We start from the raw sequence: 25,593 nt of genomic DNA, 5'->3' as shown, positions 1-25,593 counted from the left end.
TTATTCGAGACAGTTTTTTTGCTGATCTTTAGTCCATCCGCTGAACGATTTGATCATCACTTCTTTCGCTAAATGACGATACATCATACATGAAGTCCTTTTGAAGGCTTTTAGTCAATCGACGTAAGCCTTCTTCCAATTTTTGTCTAGGACACCCAACATTCAAACGTAAAAATTGTTTACCAGATGGACCATAAGTAGCTCCTGACATAATAGCGACTTTTCCTTCATCGACTAGTCTTGTCTGCAACTCGTCCATACTGTAAGGTAACGCACCACAATCCAACCACATCAAATAAGTCGCTTCACTTGGCGTAACGATGATCTCAGGATGGTGCTCTTTTAAATAACTCGTCACAAACACGATATTCTTATCAATATAATGATTCAGCTCATCTACCCATTGCGCTTCTTTTTTATAAGCAGCGATCGTTGCCACTAAACCAAAAATACTTGTAGAACTTAATCCATCTGCCCCTTTTAGTTGATCAAAGAATCGTTGGCGTAATCCTTCATCTGGAATCAGTACATAGGAGAAAATCAACCCCGGAAAATTAAACGTCTTACTCCCAGAGGTAACAACAGCCACCCTTTCCTGAACTAAATCAATTAAAGGAGTATGCTTATGCCCTTTTCTCAAAATATCCATGTGTATCTCGTCTGAAATAATGAAGACGTCATATGCTTTGGCCAGTTCGATTATCGCTATTAATTCCTGTTTTTCCCACACCCTTCCCGTTGGGTTATGTGGACTACAAAGCAATAAGATCTTGTTTTCTTTTTTAGCCATTTGCAAAGCTAGATCCTCTAGATCAAGATGGTATTTTCCTTTATCATAAATCAAATCGTTGGCAACAACTGTTCGTTTGTTTCCGATGATCGTCTTATAAAATGCATCATATGCTGGAGTCTGGATGATTACCCCATCCCCTTGAGCACTCAACAACGTAATAAGTTGCTTGACACTATAAATCACAGACGGACTATACCCAAGCCACTCTTTTTCTATAACAGTATCAAAACGATGAACATACCAATTTGTTATAGCTTCCTTGAAATCGTCATGATTCCATCTTGTATAACCAAAAATCGGGTGTTCCATCCGTTCTTTCAAAGCATGTTCGACTGCCGGCGGAACTTTAAAATCGGTATCTGAGATAGTGAAGGGCAACAAGTCGCTCTTTCCAAAACGATCTTCGATATAATCCCACTGTGTGCAATGGGTACCTCTACGATTGATTTGTTCATCGAAAAACATTTTTTTCACTCCTGCCTTCTTCTTATAAAATTGCATCTAATTGGTTTCTGACCGTGGTAACTTTCGTACCAATGATCACCTGAACATTGGTTTTATCCAAATGAATGACACCTAAAGCCCCCAGTTTTTTCAACCGATCGTCATCCACAAGGGAACCATCATTCACAACTAACCGTAGACGTGTGATGCAATTGTCAAGTGAAGTAATATTTGCTGTTCCTCCTAGTGCACGCAATATTTCCTCTGCGTCAAATCCGCCTTTGACTCTGTGCGCCATTTCCGTTTCTGTGTATTCTGCCTCAGCCGTTAGATCCTCGCGACCAGGTGTTTTCAAATTTTTACGTAAAATCACTGTTTTGAAGACAAAGTAATACACTACAAACCACACAACACCAACAAGCAGCACCATCCACCATTTTGTGTAAGAACCTTGCATCACACCGAAAATGATAAAGTCCAGTATCCCACCATCTGTATTTCCAATCGTCACACCTAACAAGCTCATGAGCATAAAGCCAGCACCTGTCATGATCACGTGGAAAATCCATAGTAACGGACTCAAAAATAGGAATAAAAACTCAATAGGCTCAGTGATCCCCGTTACAAAAGTCGCAATCACACCTGAAATCAATAATCCTTTGATCATAGGTCGATTCGAAGGCTTTGCCGTTCGATACATCGCCAAAGCAGCCGCAGGTAAGCCAAACATGAATGTAGGCATTTTTCCTTGAGATAAAAAGGCTGTAGCATTTGGTGAGATAGATAGTCCATGTTGCAATTCGCTATAAAAGATGTTCAATGCGCCAAATACTTGTTGTCCATCGATCAGTTGGCTTCCACCCGCTTCTGTAAAGCGAATCATCGAAACCAAGATATGATGCAACCCGAAAGGAAGTAATAAACGTTCCCCTGCACCGAACAAGAACGGACCAAATGGACCTGATCGTTGAATCAGATGACCGATCCCAGTGATGACCATCGCAAACATTGGCCAAATGATAGGGATCATCACCCCTACGATTGCTAGCGTGACCGAAGTAATGATCGGTACAAAACGCGTTCCTGAGAAAAAGGCAAAACTATCTGGTAATTGAAACTGATAGAATCTTGTGTGTAGCTGATAAACGATCAAACCTACAATGATCCCGCCAAGGACCCCCATCGATAGTGTTTGGATACCAAACACCATTTCTTGTCCTGATTCTCGTAATTGGGCACTCTCCGCTAATTGGTTCGTCTGTTGTAAATAAAAATTAATCGATAATTGCATCACGACATACCCAACAAAGCCAGAAAAAGCCGCTACTCCTTTTTCTTTTCGTGCCAAACCTAGAGGAATAGCCATCGCAAACATGACTGGTAAATAACTAAATGCGAAACCTCCAATCGTCGACATAAACCGAAAAATAACTTGTAACCATTCTGCCCCTAAAAAAGGAAAAGCATCGATCGCAGATTCTGCTGAAAATGCACTTCCTATTCCTAGAAACAACCCCATAAAAGCTAATAGGGCTACTGGCAACATAAATGTTTTTCCTAATCCTTGAAAAATCTCCATGTAACTAGCTTTTTTCCCCTTTTGCATCATTCATCCTCCTCTTCTTTTTTCTAAAATAAATGTAAGCGATTCCTAAGATTGTTACAAGTCTATATAAGAAAGAAGAATGAATATTCATAAATCGGAATGGCTATTCTGTTTTCATTTGTTTCGCATATTGGATCATCACAATATCAAGAAGGATATCTAATGAAGCTCTTGGGCTTAAGTCAATATCGTGGTGGTAGATCGTCATTATTTCTGCAATAAATGCAGCTGTCGAGGCAGCTTCTAAAGTACTTCTTTTTTGTCCTAGAAAAGAAAGAATAGGGACGTTTCGTTTATTTAATAATTCCGCATAGTTAATCATTCCCATCGTTTCGCCGCTATGACTAATAAAAATCGCTAGATCTTGCTCGGTCAATTGTTTACTGATTGCAGTCAGTTCATCCCAATCAGTCGAATGTCCTACGTTTTTCCCTAAAAAATGCAACTTACGATTCACTGAAACTGCCACAGGGATACTTTGCCCTAAAGCAAAAATCTCAATTCGATTCGCTTCTTTGAGCATTTCTACCGCGCGATCGATTTGTACCAAGTCAAGTTCTTCAAAAGTAGTGAGCATTTGTTGGAAAAGTTCATTGATCAATGGACTCAAGGAGGTTTGCTCATTTTCATGGACATCTTCTTGTTCAAAATGAAGATTATTTTTGATGGCAAATTTAAATTCTTGATAACCTTGAAAGCCTAATTTTTTCGCCATTCGAGTAATTGTCGGTTGACTGGTAAATGTTTTGCTTGCTAATTCGGCGGCCGTCATTGAAAAAATGTTTTCAGACGTACACAAACAATAATCAAGAACGTTCTTTTCAACTTGATTCAATTTTGGAATTTTATATTGGATTCGTTTATATACTTTGTTCATTCAATCGCCTCTTTTCTTGTTTTTGATCGATTTTTCATTTTCTAAATATTACTCTAACTATTATGTAAAATCTACATTAAATCGTACAAAAGTATAAATAATTTTATTCCTTGTTGCTCCTATAAAAACTAGATGAATCACTAGTATTTTCAGAAGATGCTCTTCATTCACTTTCCAACTTTTCTTATCCAATAATTTCTCCAATCCTTGGTCTATTTTCACAAATATAATACGCATAGTCTGGAGTATTTCTTTTATAAATACTACTTAGTATATTTATTTGTTCTGATATATCTATAAAGAAATCACAAGGTTTCACAGTAACTTCCAGTTTTCTATTTGTTTGTCATTTTTTTCTTCTCAATAATGTATTTTTCTCTTGTTCAATTTTCATATTCTTGCCCATATCTCTGCCCACGGAGCTAAAAAATGCAAACAAAAAAGCCATCATACTCAAGGTAAAACCTTGATATGACAGCTTATATATGATGCCAGCTATAGGAGTCGAACCTACGACCTACGCGTTACGAGTGCGTTGCTCTACCAACTGAGCTAAGCTGGCGTTTCCATATGAAATTATAAACGGAATTGGATTGAATGTAAAGCCAAAACTGTAAACTTTTACTTATTTCATGATTTTTTTCATAAAACGTGGTATAATTGATATGAAAGGCAGGTTTTATGAAAATGGCAACTTTTGGAAAATTTGATACAACCATCGTACCATCAGAATTTGGGGAAAAATTTACGATTGATACACATGTGACCTTCACGATTCATGGAAAACCGCAAACTGGAACGATTTCAAAACAACTTAAAAATTCCGCTGTTGTTGAGATTGATGAAACTGACGAAAATGCCAATTTGATGACGCAAAGCAAGGGTGTAGTAATTATCAACTACAAAGAATTGAAGAAGATTTGACACTGACCATCTCTATGCTTTGGGATGGTTTTTTATTATATAAAAAATTACGCAAGACGAAATGAGTTCTGAACCTCGTCTTGCGTATTTTATTTTGATTTTTTAGGTTGATCCGTGGAAAAACCTTACTTCGTACCGAATAAACGGTCACCAGCATCGCCTAATCCTGGTACGATATATCCATGTTCATTTAGTTTTTCATCTAATGCAGCAGTATAGATATCAATATCTGGATGTGCTTCTTGTAAAGCTTTCACACCTTCTGGAGCAGCAACTAAACATACAAATTTGATGTTTGATGCTCCACGTTCTTTTAATGCATCGATCGCCATGATCGCTGAACCACCTGTTGCCAACATTGGGTCAACAACAAATAATTGACGTGCATCGATATCTTCCGGTAATTTAACGAAATATTCATGTGGTTCAAGTGTTTCTTCATCACGGTACAATCCGATATGACCTACTTTTGCAGCTGGGATCAATTCTAAGATACCATCAACCATTCCGATACCTGCTCGAAGGATTGGGATGATTGCTACTTTTTTACCAGATAACGTTTTTTGTGTTGATTTTGTGATTGGTGTTTCAATGACAACATCTTCCAACGGCATATCACGTGATACTTCATATGCCATCAACATAGCAATCTCGTCAACAACCTCACGAAAGACTTTTGTCCCGCAATCTTTGTCTCGAATAATAGTTAGTTTGTGTTGGATCAATGGATGGTCGATCACTTGAAATTTGCCCATTTTTCTGGTCTCCTTTGTTCTGTCGTTTCTTTTTAATTGTAAAACAAATTACGTCAATTGACTAGTATAACTCATGAATTTTCTAAAGAAAATAGCCCAAATAAAAAAACAAATCGATCACACTAAAAAAAACAGTAAAAAATAACAAAAAAGTTAACTAACCACTTATTATTTGTTATTTTTACTGTTTCTGGTTACTATAAAATATTACAAGATACGATACACAGAAAGTATCATTCTAGTCTTCCTTTAGCCATTGTGTGGATAGAGCCATTGCTGCTCGGGCCGCTTTGGTTTGATCCATCGCATTGACCATCACGAAGTCATGGATGATTCCTTGGAAACGAGCTTGTGTAATGGGAACCCCTGCTGCTCTAAGTTTTCGAGCGTATGCTTCTCCTTCATCGCGTAACACATCTGCTTCCCCAGTTAAAATCATTGCTGGTGGCAGATCCCTCAATTCGTCTAAAGAAGCACGCAATGGGGAGGCTGTGATTTCTGCACGCTCTTTTTCATCTGTTGTATACTGATCCCAAAACCATTTCATACCTTCTTTAGTCAAAAAGTAATTTTCTTCAAATTCTTGATAAGAATCTGTATCGAAATTGGCATCTGTCACTGGATAATACAACAATTGTTTATGGATAGGCAGACCTTGACGCTGTTTCGTCAAAAGAGTCATAACAGTGGCCATATTACCGCCAACTGAATCACCTGCTACACTCAATTTCGTAAGATCTAATCCTTTTGATTCTGCTAATTCTCTTAATTTTTGTAAAACAAAATAATTTTGTTCGATAGCTACTGGATATTTTGCTTCATGTGAACGGCTGTATTCAGGAAATACTACCACTGAATTTGTTCGGACAGCTAACTCCCGAATTAATTTATCGTGGGTCTGAGCGCTGCCAAATACCCAACCTGCACCATGGATATAGAAGATGACTGGTAGCTTATCGACATTTCCTTCTGGTCGCACGAACCGAACATTGATTTTTCCCCAATCCTTTGTATCTACGATCAGATCTTCAACATCTACTGGTAATTTATCAACTGATGAATCTTGTACTTTTTCTAAAAGCGCACGCCCTTCTTCTGGCGGTAATTCATAAATTCTGGGGTGAGGTGCATTGGCATCGCTAAATTCAACTGCTTCTTTTTCTAATGAAATTCGTTCGGTCATCGTGATTCCCCCTTGTTTTGATAAAGAGCCAAATTACACCTCATATACTAGATAGCTAATGGGAAAAAGTCAAAAAATCAGTCTGTACTTCGAATTGGCTTCGAAAAAAAGAAGGACGTGACAAAATGCTTGTCCACACCCCTCTTTTTTGAGTAAACATTGTTCCAAAAGCAATTTTTCGCAAAATAAAGCGAAATTCTTAAAACTTGAAAAATAAATGCCGTACGTTTCTGCTTATTTCTTGCGGTACACCACTGCTCATCTTCAACCATATGTTTTATTTATTATATAAAGGATACTTTTCCGTTAATTCACGTACGCCTGCTCGCACTTCATCTAGTTGTGCTTCATTATCTTTTGCTTGTAGAGCCTTCACGACAAGTTCTGCTACTCTAGTGGCATCTGCTTCTTTAAATCCACGTGTAGTGATTGCTGGTGTGCCGATACGGATACCACTGGTTTTGAACGGACTTAGCGTTTCAAATGGAATTGAATTTTTATTGACAGTGATATTGACACTATCTAAGATACTTTCTGCTTCTTTTCCATTTAATTCCAACCCACGCACATCGATCAAGACTAAGTGATTGTCTGTTGCGCCAGATACTACTCGGGTACCGATTGCTTGATTGAACACTTTTGTCATGGCTTTTGCATTAGCAATGATCTGTTCACTATATTCTTTGAACTCAGGCATCAATGCTTCTTTGAATGCCGCTGCTTTACCCGCGATCACATGTTCTAATGGTCCACCTTGAATCCCTGGGAAGACAGCACTATTGATTTTTTTAGCTAATGCTTCATCATTGGTCAAAATCATTCCACCACGAGGTCCACGTAACGTCTTATGTGTCGTTGTTGTTGTGATATCTGCATAAGGAATTGGGCTTGGATGCATGCCAGTTGCTACTAATCCAGCGATGTGCGCCATGTCGACCATTAATTTTGCACCAACTTCATCCGCGATTTCTCTAAATTTGGCAAAATCGATCGTTCTACCATATGCACTCGCGCCAGCAACGATCAACTTTGGCTGATGTTTTCTTGCTAAGATCCGAACCACATTATAGTCGATGACTTCTGTTGTTGGGTCTACTCCATAGGCAACAAAATGATACGTTTTACCACTAAAATTAACTGGGGACCCATGTGTCAAATGGCCTCCTGCTGAAAGATCCATTCCTAAAATCGTGTCGCCAGGTTCTACTAAGGCAAGATATGCCGCCGTATTTGCTTGGGATCCGGAATGAGGTTGAACATTTACAAATTTTGCGCCAAATAATTCTTTTGCACGGTCAATTGCCAAATTTTCAACGATATCAACAAATTCACAGCCACCATAATATCGATGCCCAGGATAACCTTCTGCGTATTTATTCGTCAATATACTTCCTTGAGCTGCCATCACTGCTTCAGAAACAAAATTTTCGGAAGCAATAAGCTCCAGATTATTTTCTTGTCTTTGTTCTTCTTTTGCGATTGCAGCCCATAAATCAGGGTCAAACGTTTTGTAGTCTACCACAAACAACAGCTCCTCTATATTGTGTATCAAACAGATTTTCTAGCAAACAAAAATCAGTTCAACCTGTAAACTCTCATCTTTTTTTCAATTGAGTTTACTTTATTGCATTGTATCATAATAAAAGCTGGGAACAAGATACGTAAGATCATTTTTCAAAATATTTTTGGTTCGCCGATTTTTTGAGGCGATTCATATACGCATTGCCTAGACCATCTTCAGGAAAAGTTTCTACCAAAATCAGATCAAGCGCCAAGTTTTCCTCATCCAGCCCTCTTAATCCAGCAAATAATCCTTTAGTTGCCGCTTCAACAGAATCATTGAAATACATATATACAGCCGCTACATCAAAGCGAACAGCTTCCGCAATCGTTGGTCCTGCAATCACACCAACACGTAATGCCTTTTCTTTTGCCCAATGGACTGCCTCCTGCCAATCCTCTGGACGAACCATCATCACTTGGGTATCTGGTGCATAATGTTTATACTTCATTCCAGGAGATTTCGGTGTTTCTGAACTTTGCACTAAATGGCGATCGATCGTTACGTTACCGCCAATTACTGCTTCCAATTGTTCTTTAGTCACAGCGCCAGGACGTAATATCATAGGATCAGCTGCTGGATCACTAAGATCGATCACAGTGGATTCTACACCGATTCGAGTAGCACCATCATCGATGATCCCTGTAATCTTTCCTTGTAGATCATGGAAAACGTGAGCTGCAGTCGTAGGGCTAGGTTTTCCAGATGTATTGGCACTCGGACCGACCAGAGGAACTCCAGCCAGCTCAATCGTAGTCAAAGTTTTTTTGTTATCTGGCATGCGAAAAGCTGCTGTGGATAAACCACCAGTCACTATTGAAGGAAGACTGCCTTTTTTAATCTCAAAAATCAAAGTAAGTGGCCCAGGCCAAAAATTCTCAACAATTTTTGCCGTCGCTGGATGAAAGTTATCCACATACGTTTTCACCTGTTCAAATGATGATACATGGACGATCAACGGATTGTCTTGTGGACGTCCTTTTACTGAAAACACTTGCTTGACAGCATCTGGCAAAAGAGCATTCGCACCTAACCCATACACAGTTTCTGTTGGAAATGCCACCAGATCACCCGACTTCAATGCTTGAGCAGCTTCTTTTAATTGTTCTTCGTTATAATATTTTGTTTCCACAGTCTATCCACACCCCATTTTTATTGAATACTTGATTTATTCCACTTTATCCACTTCTTATCAACAGATTGTTGATAACTATTTTGTCAATAGTGGATAAGTCTGTTGATAAGTTAAAAAGTCGGTTACATCCTTGTTAAATCAATGTTTTTTTATAATAAAAAAACAGAAAAAAATATTTTCATCCACAACTAATCTGTTACGATGATCATCCGTTCATTTCCGAATAGATCTTTTCTGATACGCACTTTTTTATCAGGAAAAACGTCTTCAAAAATTCTTTTTACAGCAGCACCTTGCGTAAACCCTATCTCCAAAAAAATCTTGCCTTTTGATTTCAATAAGTCTTTTGCTTCTTTAGCAATTTTTTTATAGATTGCTAATCCTTGGTCTTCTGCAAATAATGCCATTTTCGGTTCATATGTCCGAACACTTTCATCCATCAGATCCCATTCAGCGATACTGATGTATGGCGGGTTTGAAATAATGATATCAAATTTTTCCGCACTCACTGGAGCCAATGTATCCCCATGGTAAAAGCAAATATCGACAGACTCCTGGTTCGCATTTTCCTTTGCTACTGCTAATGCTTGCTCTGATAGATCAACAGCCGAGACATTCCAAGAAGATCTTTTCGCTTTTAAACTGATTGCTATCGCACCAGTACCCGTACCGATATCAACAACGTCTAATCGTTCATCAGAAGTCTCGTCTAAACACAGTTGGACTAATTCTTCGGTCTCTGGTCGAGGGATCAACGTGTCTTTTGTCACTTTTAAACGATGACCATAAAAATCCGCATACCCTAAGATGTATTGTGGGGGCAAGTGTTTCAAAAGCAGTGCCATATCTTGATCGATCATTTCTTGATCTTTTGTTGATATTGGGTCATTCATATGGATCAACCAATCTGTTTTACTCCATTTTTTTCTTTCAAGAAACAGAAATTGGATACTGTATCCTTCGATCGTTTTGGATTCTAAAAAAGAAGAAGCCCGTGAGAGGACTTCTCGATATGTGGTCTTACCCATTTTGCATTGCTTCCAATTTCGATGTTTGATCGTACATGATAAGTGCATCAACGATTTCATCAAGTTTTCCGGCAAGTATTTGATCGAGTTTTTGGATGGTTAATCCAATACGGTGGTCTGTCACACGATTCTGTGGGAAATTGTACGTACGGATTCGTTCGGAACGGTCTCCTGTACCTACAGCAGATTTACGATTTGCATCGTATTCGCTTTGTGCTTCTTGTTGGATTTTATCGTACACGCGTGCACGTAAGATCTTCATTGCTTTTTCTCGGTTTTTCAATTGAGAACGTTCATCTTGCATCGCAACAACGATTCCTGTAGGCAAGTGTGTTAAACGAACCGCTGAAGCTGTCTTATTGACGTGCTGTCCACCAGCTCCAGATGCATGATAAATATCTGTACGGATATCTTTGTCTTCGATATCGATTTCGACTTCTTCTGCTTCGGGCATCACAACGACTGTTGCTGTTGATGTATGGATCCGACCTTGGGATTCTGTTGATGGTACACGTTGTACACGGTGAGCACCACTTTCGTATTTCAATTTAGAGTAGACATTATCCCCTGTAATCATCATGATCACTTCTTTGTATCCGCCAATACCCGTGATGCTTGCTTCCATGACTTCTGTTTTCCAGCCTTGTGATTCTGCATATTTTTGGTACATATTGAATAGGTCTCCAGCAAATAAGGCTGCTTCATCCCCACCTGCGGCTCCACGAATTTCCATGATAATATTTTTATCGTCATTAGGATCTTTAGGAAGTAGTAGAATCTTGATTTTTTCCTCTAATTCTTCCTTTTCCTTTTTCAATTCAGAAAGTTCTTCTTTTGCCATTTCAGCCATATCATCGTCTAATTTTTCACCAAGCAACTCTTCAGTATCTTTGATTCCTTGAACGACTTCCTTGTAGCGACGATAGACTTCAACTGTTTCACGAGTATTTGCTTCTTCTTTTGACAATTGCATAAATCGTTTTGTATCCGTGATCACTTCTGGATCGCTTAGTAACTCACCAAGCTCTTCATAACGGTCTTCAATTGATTGTAATTGATCGTACATGCTTATTCTCCTTCTGTAATAATCGATGGGTGGAAATAATGTTTCCGACAAACCGGGTAATAGGCTTCATTGCCACCAATTTGGACTTGGTCCCCTTCATATACAGGTTTCCCATCAATATAATGTAAATTCATAATTGCTTTTTTATGACAAAACCAGCAAATGGTCTTCATCTCTTCGATTTTGTCTGCATAAAGTAATAAATATTTTGATCCTTCAAATAATTCATTTCTAAAATCATTTTTCAAGCCAAACGCCATCACCGGAATGTTTAATTCATCAACAATTTTCGTGAACGCAATAACATGCTCTTTTTTTAAGAATTGCGCCTCGTCAATCAATATACAATACGGTTTGTTTTCCATTTTTAAAATGACATCATAGACATCTGTTTCTTCAAAAATCGGCATTGCTTCTCGTTTTAAGCCGATTCGACTAGAAACAACTCCTACGCCGTCTCTTGTATCGATACCACTTGTCATCAACACAACTGGTTTATTTTGTTCTTCATAATTATGTGCTACTTTTAAAATCTCGATTGTCTTGCCGCTATTCATTGCGCCATACTTAAAAAATAGTTGTGCCATTCCCTCGTTCACCTTCCAGTTTGTTCCTATGGTATTATACTTGATTTTCATCATTTTTTACAGTGAGAATTTTCAGTCCTGATTGGTTCGTTACCAAAAACCAAGTGCAAAGAGTTTTATAACTGATTAAAAGGGATATTTTCACTAGTTTTTATCACTATCCCCGAGGTCAGAAAAGACAGAAAAAAAGAGGCAGTCACTTCTATCAGTGATTGTCTCATTTTTACTCTCTATCAGATGACGTTGATTTCATTGAGTGGCCAGTAACGGAAAACAACTTTTCCTTGGATCATATCTTTATCGACAAATCCAAACATCCGACTATCTTTAGAAATCAGACGGTTGTCTCCCAGAACCAGATACTCTCCTTTAGGCACCGTATAGTCAAAATCACTTGTAAATTTTTGTGCATTTTCTGCTTGTGCCTGAAAAGCTTGGCTATAGGAATATTCATCTTGCAACTTATCATCAGCAAATTCTTTTTTGAATTCATCTAAGTAAGGCTCATCATATTTTTTTCCATTGATCGTCAACTGATCATTTTCCATTTTTACTGTATCTCCTGGTAAGCCGATGATACGCTTCACGATCATCCGATCTTCATCGCCAGGTTCTTTGGTTGTGATGATGTCAAAACGCTCATATTTTGAAATTTTTGATGAAATCAATCGCTGTCCATCATTCAAAGTTGGATCCATTGAATGTCCATTGACAGTGACTGGTGTGAATACGTAAACACGCGCTAATAGAAGGGCTGCTAGTACTAGGATCAGAATACCCCAATTTTTCAAAAATTCTTTCACAAAATACCTCCCGTATTTTTATTTTTAACCTTTTATTCGTGTTCCACTTTATTTTACCTTTTTTAGAAACTAAAGGAAAGAATAAGTGCACATTCAGTTTATACTATCAGATGTTTTTTTAAGTGTAGCAAAAGACTGGAACAGCTTTTTTAGTTCCAGCCTTTATCCGTTTTTTATCAATTACGGGAATGTTTTCTTCGTTGACTCCTACTGTAAATCATTGGTTCTTCTGCTTCCTCTGGTTGTTCTTTTTTGACAATCAGTTTCAAACGATAAGGTTCATGGTATCTTAAACCATCTTTGACAAAATCACCACCGACGATAAATAGTCCCACTGGTTCGATCGTATCTTCGGCAGATGCCACAGTCATTCGACCAACTGGCTCCATCTCAGAATAACTACGCCCAATATTTAAAATGTATTCTTTGTCAGAAACTTTTTTTACATAATAATAGGGATATAACGTATTGCGATCTACTAAAAAGCCATCCATTCTTCCAAGATCGTTAACCTTGATCTCACCATTACCGATCAGATAGCGCATGTTCTCGGCTAATTTCAATTGATAGTCTTCATCGTAAGAAACTACAGCTTCCTGCGTATTTACTTTGTCGATCGTTCCATTATTTGCCATTGTATTTTCTTCATCTTGGATATTAAATACTTCATCTGGCAGATACTTCACAAATAATTGCGTAACATCTGCCTTCACATTTTTATCAAGAAAATAGTAGAAAACATTTAAAATGATAAAATAAACAAGAATCAAAAAGGCGATTCCATATAGGAAAAATTGTAAATAATTTTGATTTTGCCATAGTCCATAAACGATACGCAAAAGATAGAGCGTTGGGATCACACTTAAAATCGTGTAACCGCGATTCAAATATTTCGGACTAATATCTAGGTAGCCTAAAAATTTATGCACACTATTGATAATATCTAATAAAAACGTCATTGTGAGTCACCTGCTTGCTGGTTATTCGTCTGTGTCTTTGAGTTTTGAGTCGGTGCAGCATTTTTTGCTGTCGCATCTCCGTTGTTTTGTATAGACGAACTTGGTGTTGTGCTGCTTGGCGTAGTGGTTGTACTTGTATCCGTACTGCTTCCACCGTTAAAATCATCTGTCGCCGTATCTTCTGAGCTGCTATTTTCTTGGTTGTTATCCTCATCTGTACTACTTGAAGGAACAGTAGAATATGTGGTTGTACTTGTTGTGTCTGTTGTATCTTGCGAAACACTTGATAAACTCGTAGACTCATCACTCATTTCAGTTGTTTGCGTTGTTGTATCCCCTGTAGTCGAAGCGGGCGTTGTCTCCTCTGTCGTAGTAGAACTTGATGGGGCACGATAACTCGAACTATTGACCACACCGGTTGCAGTAGCCACAATTGTTGAAATAGTCAAAACCGCTATTGGTTTCAAAATAGGTGCTACTTTTCGCATCATATCTCATCCTTTGTTTTTATTTATAGCTTTTTCATTTTTCTATCCAGTTTATGTGCCAAATCTTACGTGCCACAGAATAGTTATTATATCTTATATTTACCATAAATTTATTATTTTTTTCTTACGTTTGTTTGAAAGTTTTATTATAGCTTTAGTCAAAAGTGACTGTTGACTCTGCTAGGTATGCCTTTGCTTCACGATTCACTTGTTTCAAGTCACATCCTTGTTGTTTCGCGGCAAACACACAGCCACAATAGCATTGACGATAGATATCATACTCTTTGCACATCTGGATGGAACGTTCATATCCCTTATTTTTCTTAAAATCGCTGGGAAGATAATGGGTACCGTAGATTTTTTGGATATCCATGCCGATTTGATTGATCAATGCTGCATTCTTTTTAGGAGAAATCGTTAGCGCGCTTCCAAAATAATCATAGCCAAGTTCTTGGGCTTTTTGCGCCACTAGATCGAGACGCATATTGAAACAAGCGCTACATCTTGCTCCGCCTTCTCTTTCATCTGCTAACTTATTTTCTAAAACCATTTTATTGAATACACTTGGTCGATATTCATCAACGATCAACTCTACATGATTATTCGTTTGTTCATTAAATGCATCGACAAAACGCTTTTGCTCATGGAGTCGTCTTAAATACTCACTTTTAGGTTGGATATTCGAATTTGAGAAAAATAAAGTGACCTCCGCATGCTGACACATAAATTCTAATGTATGTGTACTACAAGGCGCACAACAAGTGTGAATCAATAATTTAGGTTTCGTTCCTTCTTTCTCCCATTGCTGAATCATTTTTTTCAAAACCGTATCATAATTTATCTTTTGGTTTTTCATTTTTTCAACAATCAACTCTGCATCAATCATAGTCCAGATCCCCACTCTACTCAAATATCTCTTATTATAGGCTATTTACTCCTAAATCGAAAGATAACGTCGTATTTGTTTAGAATTTCTTTGAGTATTTTTTTCAACCTCGGTATACTAGAAGAAATAACCTATAAAGGAGGGTCGCATCTTGCAATTGAACCTTTTCTATCGAAAATTAAAACGGCGAAGTCAGCGTTATGCTACAACCCATTTTTCATCCATCCAGATCATTGTTTTTTATTACGTATTGATGACGATCGTTTCTTTAGGGCTCTTCTATATTCCTATTTTTCGTCAACCAGATAGTCATGTTCCATTTGTTGATATGTTGTTCATGGCTATCAGTACAGTTAGTGTTACTGGACTGACGACTTTTGATATCAGTTCCGTATTTAATGATAATGGTGTCATTTTACTTGAAGTTTTGTTTCAAGTCGGTGGTTTGGGTATCATGATGATCTCTACTGCGTTCATCATCTTTTCTAAACGGAGAATTACTTTGAGACAAAGACAATTGATCATGACAGACATGAATCAACCACGTTTATCAGGAATCGTTCGTCTGATTCGGATCACATTTACGATCTTGCTGTGGTTCCAAATCATTTTTGGTACATTCTTCTCGATTTATTTTTATTATCGAGGCTATTTTGACCATTGGCGTGATGCCATTTTTTATGGATTCTATCAATCCATATCTGCTGTGACTAACTCTGGTTTTGATGTGACAGGCCAGTCCATCGAACCCTTTGCACATGATTATCTTTTCTTGATCCTTATCATGTTTTTGATTTTTATCGGAGGGATCGGCTTCCCTGTCTTGATGGAGTTTCGTGAATGGTTGCTTTACAAACGATCGAAAGCCAAGCTACCATTTCGTTTTTCCCTTTTTACAAAGTTAGCCGTACTAGCCTTTGTCATCTTGTTCATTGGAGGAACCATCTTGATCTATCTTCTTGAGAAAGATCATCTATTCCAAGATGCTAGTTTAAGTGTCCAGTGGATCAATTCGATGTTTTATTCTATGACCACAAGAAATGCTGGTCTGCAGATCCATGATTTAGGAAATTTCCAAATCACTACATTGATTGTTTTCTCCTTACTCATGTTTATCGGTTGTAGCCCTAGTTCAGTTGGTGGTGGTATCCGTACAACAACTGTTGCGATCATTGGCCTTTATCTTTATTCGTTCCTTAAAAGTGAAGATAACATCAATATATTCGGTCGAAAAATCGACGAAGATGATGTGCGAAAATCTGTTGTTGTCTTCATGTTATCTTTGGGAATGTGCTTTTTTTGCATCGTTTTCTTATCCGCAACTGAAAATCAGACCTTGATTTCAATCATTGTTGAAGTCACTTCTGCTTTTGGAACCACTGGTCTTTCTTTAGGGATCACTGGAGACTTATCGATTGTTGGTAAAATTACGATTGCGGCCCTGATGTTCATCGGCCGCATCGGCATGCTTTATACACTGATGCTCTTTATTCCTAAAGAAACACGAGATTTAGGTTACGAATACCCAACTGAAAAAATCATTATCGGTTGATTTCTTCACTCTGTTCGAATAAGTAGCGTGAAATGTGGGACAAAAGTAAGAAACACTTTTGTCCCATTCTTTAAAAACGAATAAACAGTGAGAGCAGAAACAACTCCTTCAGAAGTAAGTCAAAATCTGCAAAAATTTGAAAACAAATTCCGTGATCTCTCATTTTTCGGAGTGAAACATGGCACGATCGCGTTTCTTTTTCGTTTTTCTTCCTTGGTATCGTAATCATTTCTTAAAAAAAAGAAAAGCAATTTAACCTTTTTTTGAACATATGGTATTATTAGTTGAATTTACTCGTCGCTAAGACGTTTTTGGAGGTTACATAATGGGAATACGCAGCCAATTTGCGATTGCTGTCGGAAAGACATCACAATGGGCATTAAAAACCTTCTTAAAAGGAGGTTCAAGTTTACCTGGTCAACTTGCACTTAAGATCGATCCACATCTTTTAGATACCTTAGCTAAGGATTACCAAGTAGTCGTAGTAACCGGTACAAACGGAAAAACACTCACTACAGCCTTAACTGTAAATATATTACGTCAGCAATACGACGAAGTCTTAACGAATCCGACAGGAGCTAACATGGTCCAAGGAATCGTCTCCACCTTTTTACAAGCAAAACAAAAAAAGGGACAAAAGAAATTCGCTGTACTAGAAATCGATGAAGCTAGTTTAAGTAAAGTGACAGAGTACATCAAACCAGAATTATTCTTATTCACGAACATCTTCCGTGATCAAATGGATCGTTATGGGGAAATCTATACGACCTATAAAATGATCGTTGATGGTGCGGCAAAGTCTCCAGAAGCTACAATCATCAGCAATGGTGACTCACCGATCTTCAATTCTGTTGACACAGTTAATCCACGCAAGTATTACGGATTTGATCATGAAGAAGACCGTGAACAACTGGCTCACTACAATACAGATGGTGTTTTGTGTCCGAATTGCCATCATCTCTTACATTATAAAATGATCACTTATGCTAATTTGGGGAAATACTACTGTCCAAACTGCGATTTTAAGCGACCTGAATTAGATTATCGCTTGACTGACATGGTAAGAATGGATAATGTATCTGCTGATTTCGTCATCGATGACCATGAATACAGCATCGAAGTCGGCGGAATGTACAATGTCTACAATGCATTAGCAGCTACCGCTGTTGCAGAATATTACGGCGTTACTCCTGAAAAGATCAAGCAAGGACTTGGCTATGATGAAAAAGTCTTTGGGCGACAAGAAATCATCGATATCGCAGGCAAAAAATGCACCTTGGTCCTTGTAAAAAATCCTGTTGGGATCAATCAGGTGATCGACATGATCGGTTTAGCACCTTATCCGTTCTCACTTGTTGCATTATTAAATGCTAATTATGCAGACGGAATCGACGTTAGTTGGATTTGGGATGGGAACTTCGAAGATTTTGCAACTATGGATATCCCTGCTGTCGTTTCAGGTGGTGACCGTCATACGGATATGACATTACGTCTAAAAGTTGCGGGTGTACCAGAGGAAAAAATCACGGAAACGAAAGAAATTGCGGAAACGATTGAAGCAATCAAAAAACTACCGACTGACCATGTTTATATTTTAGCTACTTATACAGCTGTCTTACAGTTGCGTAAAGAACTAGCAAACCAAGGATTTATTAAAGGAGGGATGAATCGTGGCTAATTATGAATTGACTATTGCTCATCTTTATGGAAATCTCATGAATACTTATGGTGATAACGGAAATCTATTGATGCTCAAATATGTAGCAAAGAAGTTAGGGATTACCTGCCATACTGAAATCGTCAGCATCCATGAACCTTTTGATCCTGACAAATACGATTTAGTCTTCTTTGGCGGAGGACAAGATTTTGAGCAATTGATCATATCAAAAGATATCCAAGAGAAGAAAGAAGCATTGACAAACTATATCGAGAATAATGGCGTAATGTTGGCTATTTGCGGTGGCTATCAGCTTTTAGGCCATTACTATATGGGCGCAAATGGCGAAAAGATCCAAGGAATCAGTGCTCTGGATCACTACACACTAAGCCAAGAGAACAATCGTTTTATCGGGGACATCGTGATCCATAATGAAGAATTCGATGAAACGTATTATGGTTTCGAAAATCACAATGGGCGAACTTTTTTAGGTGAGGGTGAACGTCCCTTAGGTAAAGTCGTTCAAGGCCAAGGGAATAACGGAGAAGATAAATCCGAAGGTGTGATCTATAAGAATGTCTACGGTTCTTATTTCCATGGTCCGATCCTTGCTAGAAACGAACATCTGGCAGAACGTCTGATTCGCTTATCCTTGGAACAACGATACGGAAAAGATTTAGATTTACCAACGTTGCAAGAAGCACTTGCATAATAAATAAGAGACAGAGAATCGATTCTGACACACGAGCGTGGGACAAAAGTAAAAAACACTTTTGTCCCATTCTTTAAAAACGAATAAACGGTGGGAGCAGAATCAACTCTAAGAAATAAGCCGAAATTCACAAAAATTTGAAAAGCAATTTCGTTAATTTCTTCTTATTTCTCGGATTTAAACACCTCTGTCCCAGCCTCGTTCGAATGAATGGTTCCCTTGTCTCTTTTTTGTCCATTTTTTGTGCTATCACCTAAGTTGAACACTAAGCCTTCACTCTGTCTCCACAGCCCCCTCCCCTATTTTTTCTAATCTCTCTTGCCATAAAGAACTGTTTTTATGATCCTCTTTTTTCTCATAAAGCTCAATGAAATCATTGATGATCATTGTTTGATCGATATATGCACGTAAAATTTGTTTTTCCTCTTCCTGATTAATCAATTCAAGCGCTTGTTGGGCTTCTGAGATTTTTCTTTCTTTCAGAAACGCTAGTGCTTGCCGTTGATAGCCTTCATCTAATTTTCTGGATAATTCATCGCTTTTCAAACGTTTATTCAATACTTCTGCTTCTGCCAACATCTCTAATTCAAGGTAGGCCAATGCCAGCATTACTTGCCGTCTTTCTGACAACGTTTTAGGATAATGTCCGATCACTTTTTGCCATTCTTTCGCCACAAATGCTAGATCAAACTGAGCATTTTCCGATGGAAATCGATCATTTATTTTTTTTAACCAGACATATTCCTTTTCCTCAACTAGATAGTCGATCAATTCATCGTGCTGTTGCGGATAAGCTTCTACTGCTTCAAAGTAGGCTTTTTTTTGTAGTAATTGTTCCCAGCTGTCTTGTTTTACCAGCATTTCGCTTGCTGTTTTTTCAGAAGGAACAAAAAAATAGTCTAAGGTGAGTTTTCCCAAAATAATGAAAGTCGCTATACTGATACTCAAAAGAATGCATCGTTTAGCAAATGTATTGAATCTACCAGTCTTTGTATCATTTCGCATTTTTAACGGATTATTACGCTCCTTAAATCTCCCTTTCTTTACAGTAGTTTCATCCATTTCTACTGTATTGACATGCGCTGCGATGATCTCTTCGATGGGATCTTTGAAAGGAAACTGCAATTCTAACGTATACAGCAGTCGATTTCTTCGATTATAGATCCGTATTCGACAACTGCCTGAATGATTCACTGTTTGCTTATTTATGTTTTCTAATAGCGTTAGTGCCTCAAAAATTGGTAATCGGTCTTCTTCTATCCCTAGTCTTTGTATCCGATCAATCAGTACGATTTCTTTTGCCACTAAAAACACCCTTTTTTATTGGACCACGCTTCACTTTATTGTCTGCTATCAAGGCTTTGAGAATTCCAAATATTCATAGTCATCTACCAAATAATCAGTTTTTACTTCATCATACAAATAAGTAATCTTTAATGTTACTATTTTTTCAAGATTTCTTGTCACTACGTTTCCTTCTTGATTGACTAAATCAATTTTTCTCTTTATTTCACTTATAACTTCGAAACGCCGATCATTTTCTTTTCGAATATAATTTTTACTGTCAAGAAATACAGAGTGACTAAAAAAATGCGGATTTGATTTTCCTTGGTCAATTTTTAATTTTTCATTTTCTTTTGCCTTTTCTGTCAAAAAAATCTCATAGTTTGAATAATTTTCTCCACTTGTTTTAAATGAAAAAAATGAGAGTAAAAATTTATTTACTTGTGTATCTTTCAGCGCTTCTACCGATGGATCATGTGCTTTTTCTTGCAAATATGCCCCCTTTTCAAGTGATCTTCCTATACTGAACATCACGCTTGTACTTAAACAAAAAAATAACCCAGCCAAAACAAAAGCTTTTTTATGACGCATCATTAGTCGTTCCTTTCTACGATCCGGTAAAAATAAACTGGGGCTGCCTGTGCATCTCCATAATAGCCTTCAAATGGCGTGATCACAATATCTCCTTTCTGACCAAACCCTTTTTTCGTTGCAGGTGTACAATGTAAGATTGTTTGTCCTTCATTGTCTAAAAAAAAGCCTGTATGACCATAATCACCGGTTGAGCCTCCCTTTTCTCCCCAAATAAATAAATCACCCACTCTAATCTCATTGCGAGTGATTGCTTTCAAAACTGTTCCTTCCAAACCATATAGAGTTTCTGTGTTTCCAAAAGGTATGTTGCTCCCTAGCTCATTCATTGCCCATATCACAAAAGAAGAACAGTCATGATATGGCCATGTTCCTCGATTGCTTCCTTGTGAATATTGGACATTTGTTTGATGCAGACTTTTTGCTTTCACTAAAAGCTGTTGAGCGAAAGACGAGCCAGAGTTCCAGAGCAAACTCATATCTGTACTTCCTCCTAACTGAACCAACAATTGCTTGATAGCTGGCACCCAGTAATGATTCAGTCCTGTTGGATCGTTGTCTACACCTACTGGGCAATACACACTGCCAAGTCGTTCCACCGTTGTAAGCTGTCGCTCCACTATCAAATTTTTTAGCGTTCTTCCTGTTGCTTCAATCCCTTCATCTAAGCTTGGATAGCTAACAAGCCCATTTTCAGACATCAAACCGGCTGGATTATTGTTTTCAATAATTCCCTGACTTGTTCCCCAAGCACTTTCATGGATCATGATCGCAGCAAAAATGACAGGCGAAAGACCGTTTTTCTTTGCTTCTGTGATGATTTTGTCTGCTTTCTCACTAAAAGCATGACAATGTAGGACAATGATTTGACGAAAGCGTCCTTCATCAAATGACTGATTTTGAAAATCTAGCATTTCATCCGTTTTTTCCACATATGCTACTTGTGGAAAATAAAAGCTAGGATTTACCATGTTTGCTTTTTTCGAATATTCAATCGTCAACTCATTTTCTTTTATCACATTCCCGATAAGTTCACCTGCTTTGATTTCCGAGGTATTGTTGACCAGTGGTGAAACATTTGTCAACCGTAGTTTCCGATCATGTGATTCGACGTGAATCGCACCATCAGCAATGATTACTTTACCAGTTAAAGGAGCAAAAACTTCTTCATTCTCCTTTGCTTGTAGCTTGATTCCGTTGAAACACGCCTTTCCCTGACCTTTCACGTAATAGCCATAGCGCTGATTGATCTGTATGTTTCCTTCTTTGAAGGGCGAATGCAACTCAACTAGATGGTTGTATGGTCCAATTTCCATTTTAAGATGCAGCCGTTGTTTCAATTCCTCTGACCACTCGATGATTTGACTCAAATACCGAGTCCTTAGTTGGCTGTTCTTGGTATCTGGATCAAGTTCCCACAATTGATCATGTAACAAGTTCAATTTACTTTTGAATGCTTGATTTGCTAGCTGGAATTCATCTGCTTGTATATCTAAATAGGAAAGAATGCTATCAATATCACTTTTGATTGTCTTTGCTACATGCTCGGTACGCTCGTGATTGATTTTAGTGCCTGAATGTTTTTTGAGAATCAGTGTCTTGTCTGCATCTAATTCTGTTAAATATGTCCAAACCTTTGTCAACTCTAATTCATCCGCCTGGGTCACCATTGAAGAAACCATGCTGAAGATCCCCATTATCATAACTATCAATGAAAGTGTAAGGACTGCTGCAAATTTCAATAAAAAACTTTGTGTCGATGATTTCTTCCATTCTCTTTTTTTGTTACTTCGTCTTCCCTGAAAAAAGAAAAAATTTACTGTTCTTTCTACACGTGATTTACTTATTTTCCTGAGAAAAATTCTATTCCGTACTTCCTCTATCTGCTTGATCTTGTCCCTCACTTCTCTTTTCTTGAGCTGCATCTTGTTTTACTTTTATCCTTTCCTCTGGATCTGTCGTCATCAATTCATACAGTTTGGAAGGTGATTCTACGATATTGGAAAATGGTAGTATCACCTGACCTGCTCGTATCAGCCCAGCGCCCTTCGCAGGATGGATCAATTGCTTTTGCTGTTCAGCAGATAAGTGAAAAAGCAAAGCCAGTTCATCTAAATCACTTTTTGCTTGTTTTAGCATAATGATGAATTCAGTATTGCTCAACATTCGGCGTGCTTTGTCTGAAAGTAGTAAAGTTTCTACATTTTGCGTAATCCCTGTCGGAATAGCTCCCCATTTTCGAATACGACTCCACAATTCAAAAAAATAGTTTTCACAATAAGGATCGCTCAGCATCAATTGCATCTCATCGATATAAATCCAAGTTGTAATCCCTTTTTCCCGATTACGAACCACTCGATTCCACACTTGTTCTAATACAACCATCATGCCAAAAGTCTTTAATTGGCTACCTAATTGTTTGGTATTGTAGATAATAAATCGCTTATTCAACTGGATATTGGTTGGACGAGAAAAAATAGCTAATGATCCTTCAATATACAATTCTAAGTCCAAGACAAGCGCCTGTGCCTCTTCTTCTGGCTGTTCTTTTAATAAGGAAAACCATTCATTTCCCAGTGTCGGCATGCTTTTTCTCGCTGAATGATAATACTGGACATAAGTCAGCCGAGTCACTCGATCAATGATCGAACGTTGTGCAGAATTCAAGCCCACAGTACCCCCAATCAGTGCTTCAAAAGCAGTCAGAATGAAATCTGATTTCAATTTTATTGAATCTGTTTCACCTTGAAAATCACCTGAAATATCTAATAGATTTATGAAAGTATCTGTATTTGGTGCAATTTTGATGATTTGTGCATCGAAAGCTTTTCCGATCCGCGTATCTTCATCTTCTGGATCGATTGAAATGATTTCGTCTTCTGGATTTTTTAATAGCGTAGTGATTTCTTCATATTTTTTGGCTACACCTTTTCCTGACCCTGAACTTCCTAAAATCATCCCGCTAGGTGTATTCAATCGCTTACGATCAATTTGAATAGCATTTTTTGTTAATTCGTTTCTTCCATAATATTTTCCATTTTCATGACTAAGATCTTGTGCTGTAAAAGGAAGAAAGATTGCAGTACTTGTAGTTGTAAGGGTCCGCTGAGTCATGACCCAATTTTTGCCAAAAGGAAGAACAGAATTCAAGCCTTCCATCTGTAAATAATCTAAATGATTAAAGCCGCAGCCATACTTTCTGCCTATGCGTAGCACCTGCTTTGCAATATCCGCTAACAGCTCTTTTTTGTCTGTTTTAAAATAAACGAAAATAGAAACAAAAAATAAATTTTGTCCTGCTTTTCTCAAATCATCGAGTAATAATTTTGCTTCATCAATACTGGTTGTCAACTCATAGGGAACACTAGAATATGGATCATATCCTTTTTGTAGCGCTTTTCTTTGGGAAGCAACTTTATCTCCTTCCATATAGGCTTGTTTTCTTTGTATAAGATGATTCGCTTGGTCAGAGGCGATGGGATCAATATGAATAGACAATGTCATTTCTTCAGGAATCTCCAGCAATCCTGAAATAACTTTATCTGTTAAATTAGCAGGATAGTCTTTTAAATATAGTATTTGCCCATACGACTCTTCTATTTCAAAATAATTCTTCTTTTTAACATTTAGACTCATAGGTGCAATGCTTGCTTTTGTAGATAATCCGTTATAGATGAGATCAGAATAGTTGAAATCAAAAGAAGCAGTTGAGTGTAATAAATGATGTATCAGCCGTAATCGACTCAATCCGTCCATTTTTTGACATTTCGAACCGATTTCTGTTAAACTATCGCTCAATGTCTGTTCGGCTCTAGCTAATAGCTGTTTTGCTTGATCCAGTTCCTTGGCAGGCATGGTGAATGTTAAATAATTTTCTTTGATGAAGTTGTTCTCGCCTCCATGGATTTTTTTACTCAATAGATCATTCAATTCTTCGCGATACTCATCATGCGCATTGCCTATTTTTTTATAGAAAAGCTCCTTCTTTAATTTTTTCTTTCTGATTTTCTTTTTTACGAGTGTAACATTCAAGTGCATCGTCTCTTCGCAACTGTTCAGCAATGCGCAGTATTTAGTAAAAATACTTTGTTGTTCTTCCTTAGAGGCGATTTGATAATTGATATCAGAAAATTGGATACTCTTGGAATAGTAATTTGTACTCAATTCACAAATCCCACTCTCAAACATCTTTTCATAACGTAGCATTGATTGGACATCACGTTTAGGTGCCTGCTTTTTCTGTCTTTTTCCACGCTGTTGCTTTTGCTTTTTTAGTACGCGTAAAAATTTAGAATTCTTAATTGCTGTATTCTGTATATTTCTTGCTTCTTTTTGTTTCCTTTTTTGCCAAGGTCTCATCCAATCTCACCTCCATGATAGATGGATAAGTATAATAGCTGTCGAGTTTAACATAACGCCAACGAATCTGTAGATATTTTTCCATAGGCAGATCATTAGGTTTGATCCAACCAAAAGATAAGATGGGTGAACTAATTGCCATCAAACCGATGCCGAGATCATCAATAGAAAATTGCCAACTAAAATGATTCAAAAGACCGACGATCAGCGTAATACTCAAGGTTATCATCATTGATATAAATTGTCTTAATGAAAATCCAAAAAACAGCTTTTCTTTGTATAGTAAAATTTCTTTTCTAACCGGGACGTCAATTGCTATCATTCTCACCTCCTACTGCAGTCT

At 37.7% G+C, this 25,593-nt stretch carries 24 protein-coding genes and 1 tRNA gene; 4 read left to right on the top strand and 21 right to left on the bottom strand.

Annotation, left to right across the window (positions count from 1 at the left end):
• Positions 1–28 precede the first annotated feature (28 nt).
• The 4 genes from FGQ66_RS08980 to FGQ66_RS08965 all read right to left on the bottom strand — a co-directional run bounded on the left by FGQ66_RS08980 (position 29) and on the right by FGQ66_RS08965 (position 4,282).
• Positions 29–1,258 carry a MalY/PatB family protein gene (locus FGQ66_RS08980; protein WP_138302238.1) on the bottom strand — a complete coding sequence of 410 codons (1,230 nt, stop codon included), beginning with the start codon at positions 1,256–1,258 and terminating at the stop codon, positions 29–31.
• A 22-nt stretch (positions 1,259–1,280) separates the two neighbouring features.
• Positions 1,281–2,846: a maltose/glucose-specific PTS transporter subunit IIBC gene (malX, locus tag FGQ66_RS08975; protein ID WP_171024590.1), complete on the bottom strand. Its 1,566-nt coding sequence runs from the start codon at positions 2,844–2,846 to the stop codon at positions 1,281–1,283.
• Between the two features lie 100 nt (positions 2,847–2,946).
• Positions 2,947–3,720, bottom strand: coding sequence for a MurR/RpiR family transcriptional regulator (locus tag FGQ66_RS08970; protein ID WP_016176958.1), 774 nt, complete (start codon positions 3,718–3,720; stop codon positions 2,947–2,949).
• 489 nt (positions 3,721–4,209) lie between these two features.
• Positions 4,210–4,282: transfer RNA gene (locus FGQ66_RS08965), tRNA-Thr, on the bottom strand.
• 119 nt (positions 4,283–4,401) lie between these two features.
• Here FGQ66_RS08965 and FGQ66_RS08960 point away from each other — a divergent pair.
• Positions 4,402–4,644: a hypothetical protein gene (locus tag FGQ66_RS08960; protein WP_005879241.1), complete on the top strand. Its 243-nt coding sequence runs from the start codon at positions 4,402–4,404 to the stop codon at positions 4,642–4,644.
• 125 nt (positions 4,645–4,769) lie between these two features.
• Here the strand turns inward: FGQ66_RS08960 and upp are convergent, their stop codons facing one another.
• From upp to FGQ66_RS08905, 11 genes are all read right to left on the bottom strand, one after another.
• Positions 4,770–5,399 (bottom strand): uracil phosphoribosyltransferase, encoded by a 630-nt coding sequence (gene upp, locus FGQ66_RS08955; RefSeq protein ID WP_005879244.1) that lies wholly within the window; start codon positions 5,397–5,399, stop codon positions 4,770–4,772.
• Between the two features lie 238 nt (positions 5,400–5,637).
• Entirely contained in the window at positions 5,638–6,582 is a 945-nt protein-coding gene (locus FGQ66_RS08950) for an alpha/beta hydrolase (RefSeq protein WP_138302236.1), read from the bottom strand.
• Positions 6,583–6,859: 277 nt separating this feature from the next.
• Entirely contained in the window at positions 6,860–8,104 is a 1,245-nt protein-coding gene (gene glyA / locus FGQ66_RS08945) for a serine hydroxymethyltransferase (protein ID WP_113845304.1), read from the bottom strand.
• A 145-nt stretch (positions 8,105–8,249) separates the two neighbouring features.
• A complete protein-coding gene (locus tag FGQ66_RS08940; RefSeq protein ID WP_095443733.1) occupies positions 8,250–9,275 on the bottom strand; it encodes an L-threonylcarbamoyladenylate synthase in 1,026 nt (341 codons plus the stop codon).
• Positions 9,276–9,466: 191 nt separating this feature from the next.
• The gene (gene prmC, locus FGQ66_RS08935) at positions 9,467–10,306 is read right to left on the bottom strand and encodes a peptide chain release factor N(5)-glutamine methyltransferase (RefSeq protein ID WP_005879253.1); all 840 of its coding nucleotides are present in this window, start codon (positions 10,304–10,306) and stop codon (positions 9,467–9,469) included.
• Positions 10,299–11,372, bottom strand: a complete 1,074-nt coding sequence (gene prfA / locus FGQ66_RS08930) for a peptide chain release factor 1 (protein ID WP_005879255.1) — start codon at positions 11,370–11,372, stop codon at positions 10,299–10,301. The genes prmC and prfA overlap by 8 nt, the downstream gene beginning before the upstream one ends.
• A 2-nt stretch (positions 11,373–11,374) precedes the next feature.
• Positions 11,375–11,959, bottom strand: coding sequence for a thymidine kinase (locus tag FGQ66_RS08925; RefSeq protein ID WP_081134559.1), 585 nt, complete (start codon positions 11,957–11,959; stop codon positions 11,375–11,377).
• Between the two features lie 233 nt (positions 11,960–12,192).
• On the bottom strand, positions 12,193–12,762 hold the full coding sequence (gene lepB, locus FGQ66_RS08920) for a signal peptidase I (protein WP_081134560.1): 570 nt from the start codon (positions 12,760–12,762) through the stop codon (positions 12,193–12,195).
• A gap of 176 nt (positions 12,763–12,938) precedes the next feature.
• The gene (locus FGQ66_RS08915) at positions 12,939–13,721 is read right to left on the bottom strand and encodes a DUF6681 family protein (RefSeq protein WP_005879261.1); all 783 of its coding nucleotides are present in this window, start codon (positions 13,719–13,721) and stop codon (positions 12,939–12,941) included.
• On the bottom strand, positions 13,718–14,209 hold the full coding sequence (locus tag FGQ66_RS08910) for a hypothetical protein (protein WP_171024591.1): 492 nt from the start codon (positions 14,207–14,209) through the stop codon (positions 13,718–13,720). Before FGQ66_RS08910 ends, FGQ66_RS08915 begins: the two co-directional genes overlap by 4 nt.
• A gap of 154 nt (positions 14,210–14,363) precedes the next feature.
• Positions 14,364–15,095 carry an epoxyqueuosine reductase QueH gene (locus FGQ66_RS08905; protein ID WP_115235196.1) on the bottom strand — a complete coding sequence of 244 codons (732 nt, stop codon included), beginning with the start codon at positions 15,093–15,095 and terminating at the stop codon, positions 14,364–14,366.
• 157 nt (positions 15,096–15,252) lie between these two features.
• On the opposite strand from FGQ66_RS08905, the gene FGQ66_RS08900 reads away from it, so the two are divergent.
• The 3 genes from FGQ66_RS08900 to FGQ66_RS08890 all read left to right on the top strand — a co-directional run bounded on the left by FGQ66_RS08900 (position 15,253) and on the right by FGQ66_RS08890 (position 19,016).
• Positions 15,253–16,647: a TrkH family potassium uptake protein gene (locus FGQ66_RS08900; RefSeq protein WP_373170868.1), complete on the top strand. Its 1,395-nt coding sequence runs from the start codon at positions 15,253–15,255 to the stop codon at positions 16,645–16,647.
• Positions 16,648–16,972: 325 nt separating this feature from the next.
• A complete protein-coding gene (locus FGQ66_RS08895) occupies positions 16,973–18,325 on the top strand; it encodes a Mur ligase family protein (RefSeq protein ID WP_005879268.1) in 1,353 nt (450 codons plus the stop codon).
• Positions 18,318–19,016 (top strand): type 1 glutamine amidotransferase, encoded by a 699-nt coding sequence (locus tag FGQ66_RS08890; RefSeq protein WP_005879270.1) that lies wholly within the window; start codon positions 18,318–18,320, stop codon positions 19,014–19,016. The genes FGQ66_RS08895 and FGQ66_RS08890 overlap by 8 nt, the downstream gene beginning before the upstream one ends.
• 273 nt (positions 19,017–19,289) lie before the next feature.
• On the opposite strand, the gene FGQ66_RS08885 is transcribed toward FGQ66_RS08890, so the two are convergent.
• The 6 genes from FGQ66_RS08885 to FGQ66_RS08865 form a co-directional block, all read right to left on the bottom strand.
• Positions 19,290–20,321: a hypothetical protein gene (locus FGQ66_RS08885; protein ID WP_138302233.1), complete on the bottom strand. Its 1,032-nt coding sequence runs from the start codon at positions 20,319–20,321 to the stop codon at positions 19,290–19,292.
• A 48-nt stretch (positions 20,322–20,369) separates the two neighbouring features.
• Entirely contained in the window at positions 20,370–20,894 is a 525-nt protein-coding gene (locus FGQ66_RS08880) for a hypothetical protein (protein WP_138302232.1), read from the bottom strand.
• Entirely contained in the window at positions 20,894–22,573 is a 1,680-nt protein-coding gene (locus FGQ66_RS08875; RefSeq protein ID WP_230315275.1) for a peptidoglycan amidohydrolase family protein, read from the bottom strand. The genes FGQ66_RS08880 and FGQ66_RS08875 overlap by 1 nt, the downstream gene beginning before the upstream one ends.
• Positions 22,542–22,664: a hypothetical protein gene (locus FGQ66_RS15575; protein ID WP_260607666.1), complete on the bottom strand. Its 123-nt coding sequence runs from the start codon at positions 22,662–22,664 to the stop codon at positions 22,542–22,544. Before FGQ66_RS15575 ends, FGQ66_RS08875 begins: the two co-directional genes overlap by 32 nt.
• A gap of 90 nt (positions 22,665–22,754) precedes the next feature.
• A complete protein-coding gene (locus tag FGQ66_RS08870) occupies positions 22,755–25,250 on the bottom strand; it encodes a VirB4-like conjugal transfer ATPase, CD1110 family (RefSeq protein WP_138302230.1) in 2,496 nt (831 codons plus the stop codon).
• Complete coding sequence (locus FGQ66_RS08865; RefSeq protein WP_138302229.1) at positions 25,189–25,572, bottom strand: PrgI family protein; 384 nt, start codon at positions 25,570–25,572, stop codon at positions 25,189–25,191. The genes FGQ66_RS08870 and FGQ66_RS08865 overlap by 62 nt, the downstream gene beginning before the upstream one ends.
• Between the last annotated feature and the right edge of the window lie 21 nt (positions 25,573–25,593).

The organism is Enterococcus sp. BSD2780061688st2 D3 (assembly GCF_005844145.1).
Classification (GTDB): Bacteria; Bacillota; Bacilli; order Lactobacillales; family Enterococcaceae; genus Enterococcus_B; species Enterococcus_B durans.
Note: the sequence above shows the minus strand (reverse complement) of the source record. Positions and strands in the feature narration are given on the sequence as shown.

Coding starts and splice junctions, on each gene's coding strand:
- FGQ66_RS08980 (WP_138302238.1), bottom strand. CDS start 1,258: ATGTTTTTCGATGAACAAATCAATCGTAGAGGTACCCATTGCACACAG.
- malX (WP_171024590.1), bottom strand. CDS start 2,846: ATGATGCAAAAGGGGAAAAAAGCTAGTTACATGGAGATTTTTCAAGGA.
- FGQ66_RS08970 (WP_016176958.1), bottom strand. CDS start 3,720: ATGAACAAAGTATATAAACGAATCCAATATAAAATTCCAAAATTGAAT.
- FGQ66_RS08960 (WP_005879241.1), top strand. CDS start 4,402: ATGAAAATGGCAACTTTTGGAAAATTTGATACAACCATCGTACCATCA.
- upp (WP_005879244.1), bottom strand. CDS start 5,399: ATGGGCAAATTTCAAGTGATCGACCATCCATTGATCCAACACAAACTA.
- FGQ66_RS08950 (WP_138302236.1), bottom strand. CDS start 6,582: ATGACCGAACGAATTTCATTAGAAAAAGAAGCAGTTGAATTTAGCGAT.
- prmC (WP_005879253.1), bottom strand. CDS start 10,306: ATGGGTAAGACCACATATCGAGAAGTCCTCTCACGGGCTTCTTCTTTT.
- prfA (WP_005879255.1), bottom strand. CDS start 11,372: ATGTACGATCAATTACAATCAATTGAAGACCGTTATGAAGAGCTTGGT.
- FGQ66_RS08925 (WP_081134559.1), bottom strand. CDS start 11,959: ATGGCACAACTATTTTTTAAGTATGGCGCAATGAATAGCGGCAAGACA.
- FGQ66_RS08915 (WP_005879261.1), bottom strand. CDS start 13,721: ATGACGTTTTTATTAGATATTATCAATAGTGTGCATAAATTTTTAGGC.
- FGQ66_RS08910 (WP_171024591.1), bottom strand. CDS start 14,209: ATGCGAAAAGTAGCACCTATTTTGAAACCAATAGCGGTTTTGACTATT.
- FGQ66_RS08905 (WP_115235196.1), bottom strand. CDS start 15,095: ATGATTGATGCAGAGTTGATTGTTGAAAAAATGAAAAACCAAAAGATA.
- FGQ66_RS08895 (WP_005879268.1), top strand. CDS start 16,973: ATGGGAATACGCAGCCAATTTGCGATTGCTGTCGGAAAGACATCACAA.
- FGQ66_RS08880 (WP_138302232.1), bottom strand. CDS start 20,894: ATGATGCGTCATAAAAAAGCTTTTGTTTTGGCTGGGTTATTTTTTTGT.
- FGQ66_RS08875 (WP_230315275.1), bottom strand. CDS start 22,573: ATGGTTTCTTCAATGGTGACCCAGGCGGATGAATTAGAGTTGACAAAG.
- FGQ66_RS15575 (WP_260607666.1), bottom strand. CDS start 22,664: ATGGAAGAAATCATCGACACAAAGTTTTTTATTGAAATTTGCAGCAGT.
- FGQ66_RS08870 (WP_138302230.1), bottom strand. CDS start 25,250: ATGAGACCTTGGCAAAAAAGGAAACAAAAAGAAGCAAGAAATATACAG.
- FGQ66_RS08865 (WP_138302229.1), bottom strand. CDS start 25,572: ATGATAGCAATTGACGTCCCGGTTAGAAAAGAAATTTTACTATACAAA.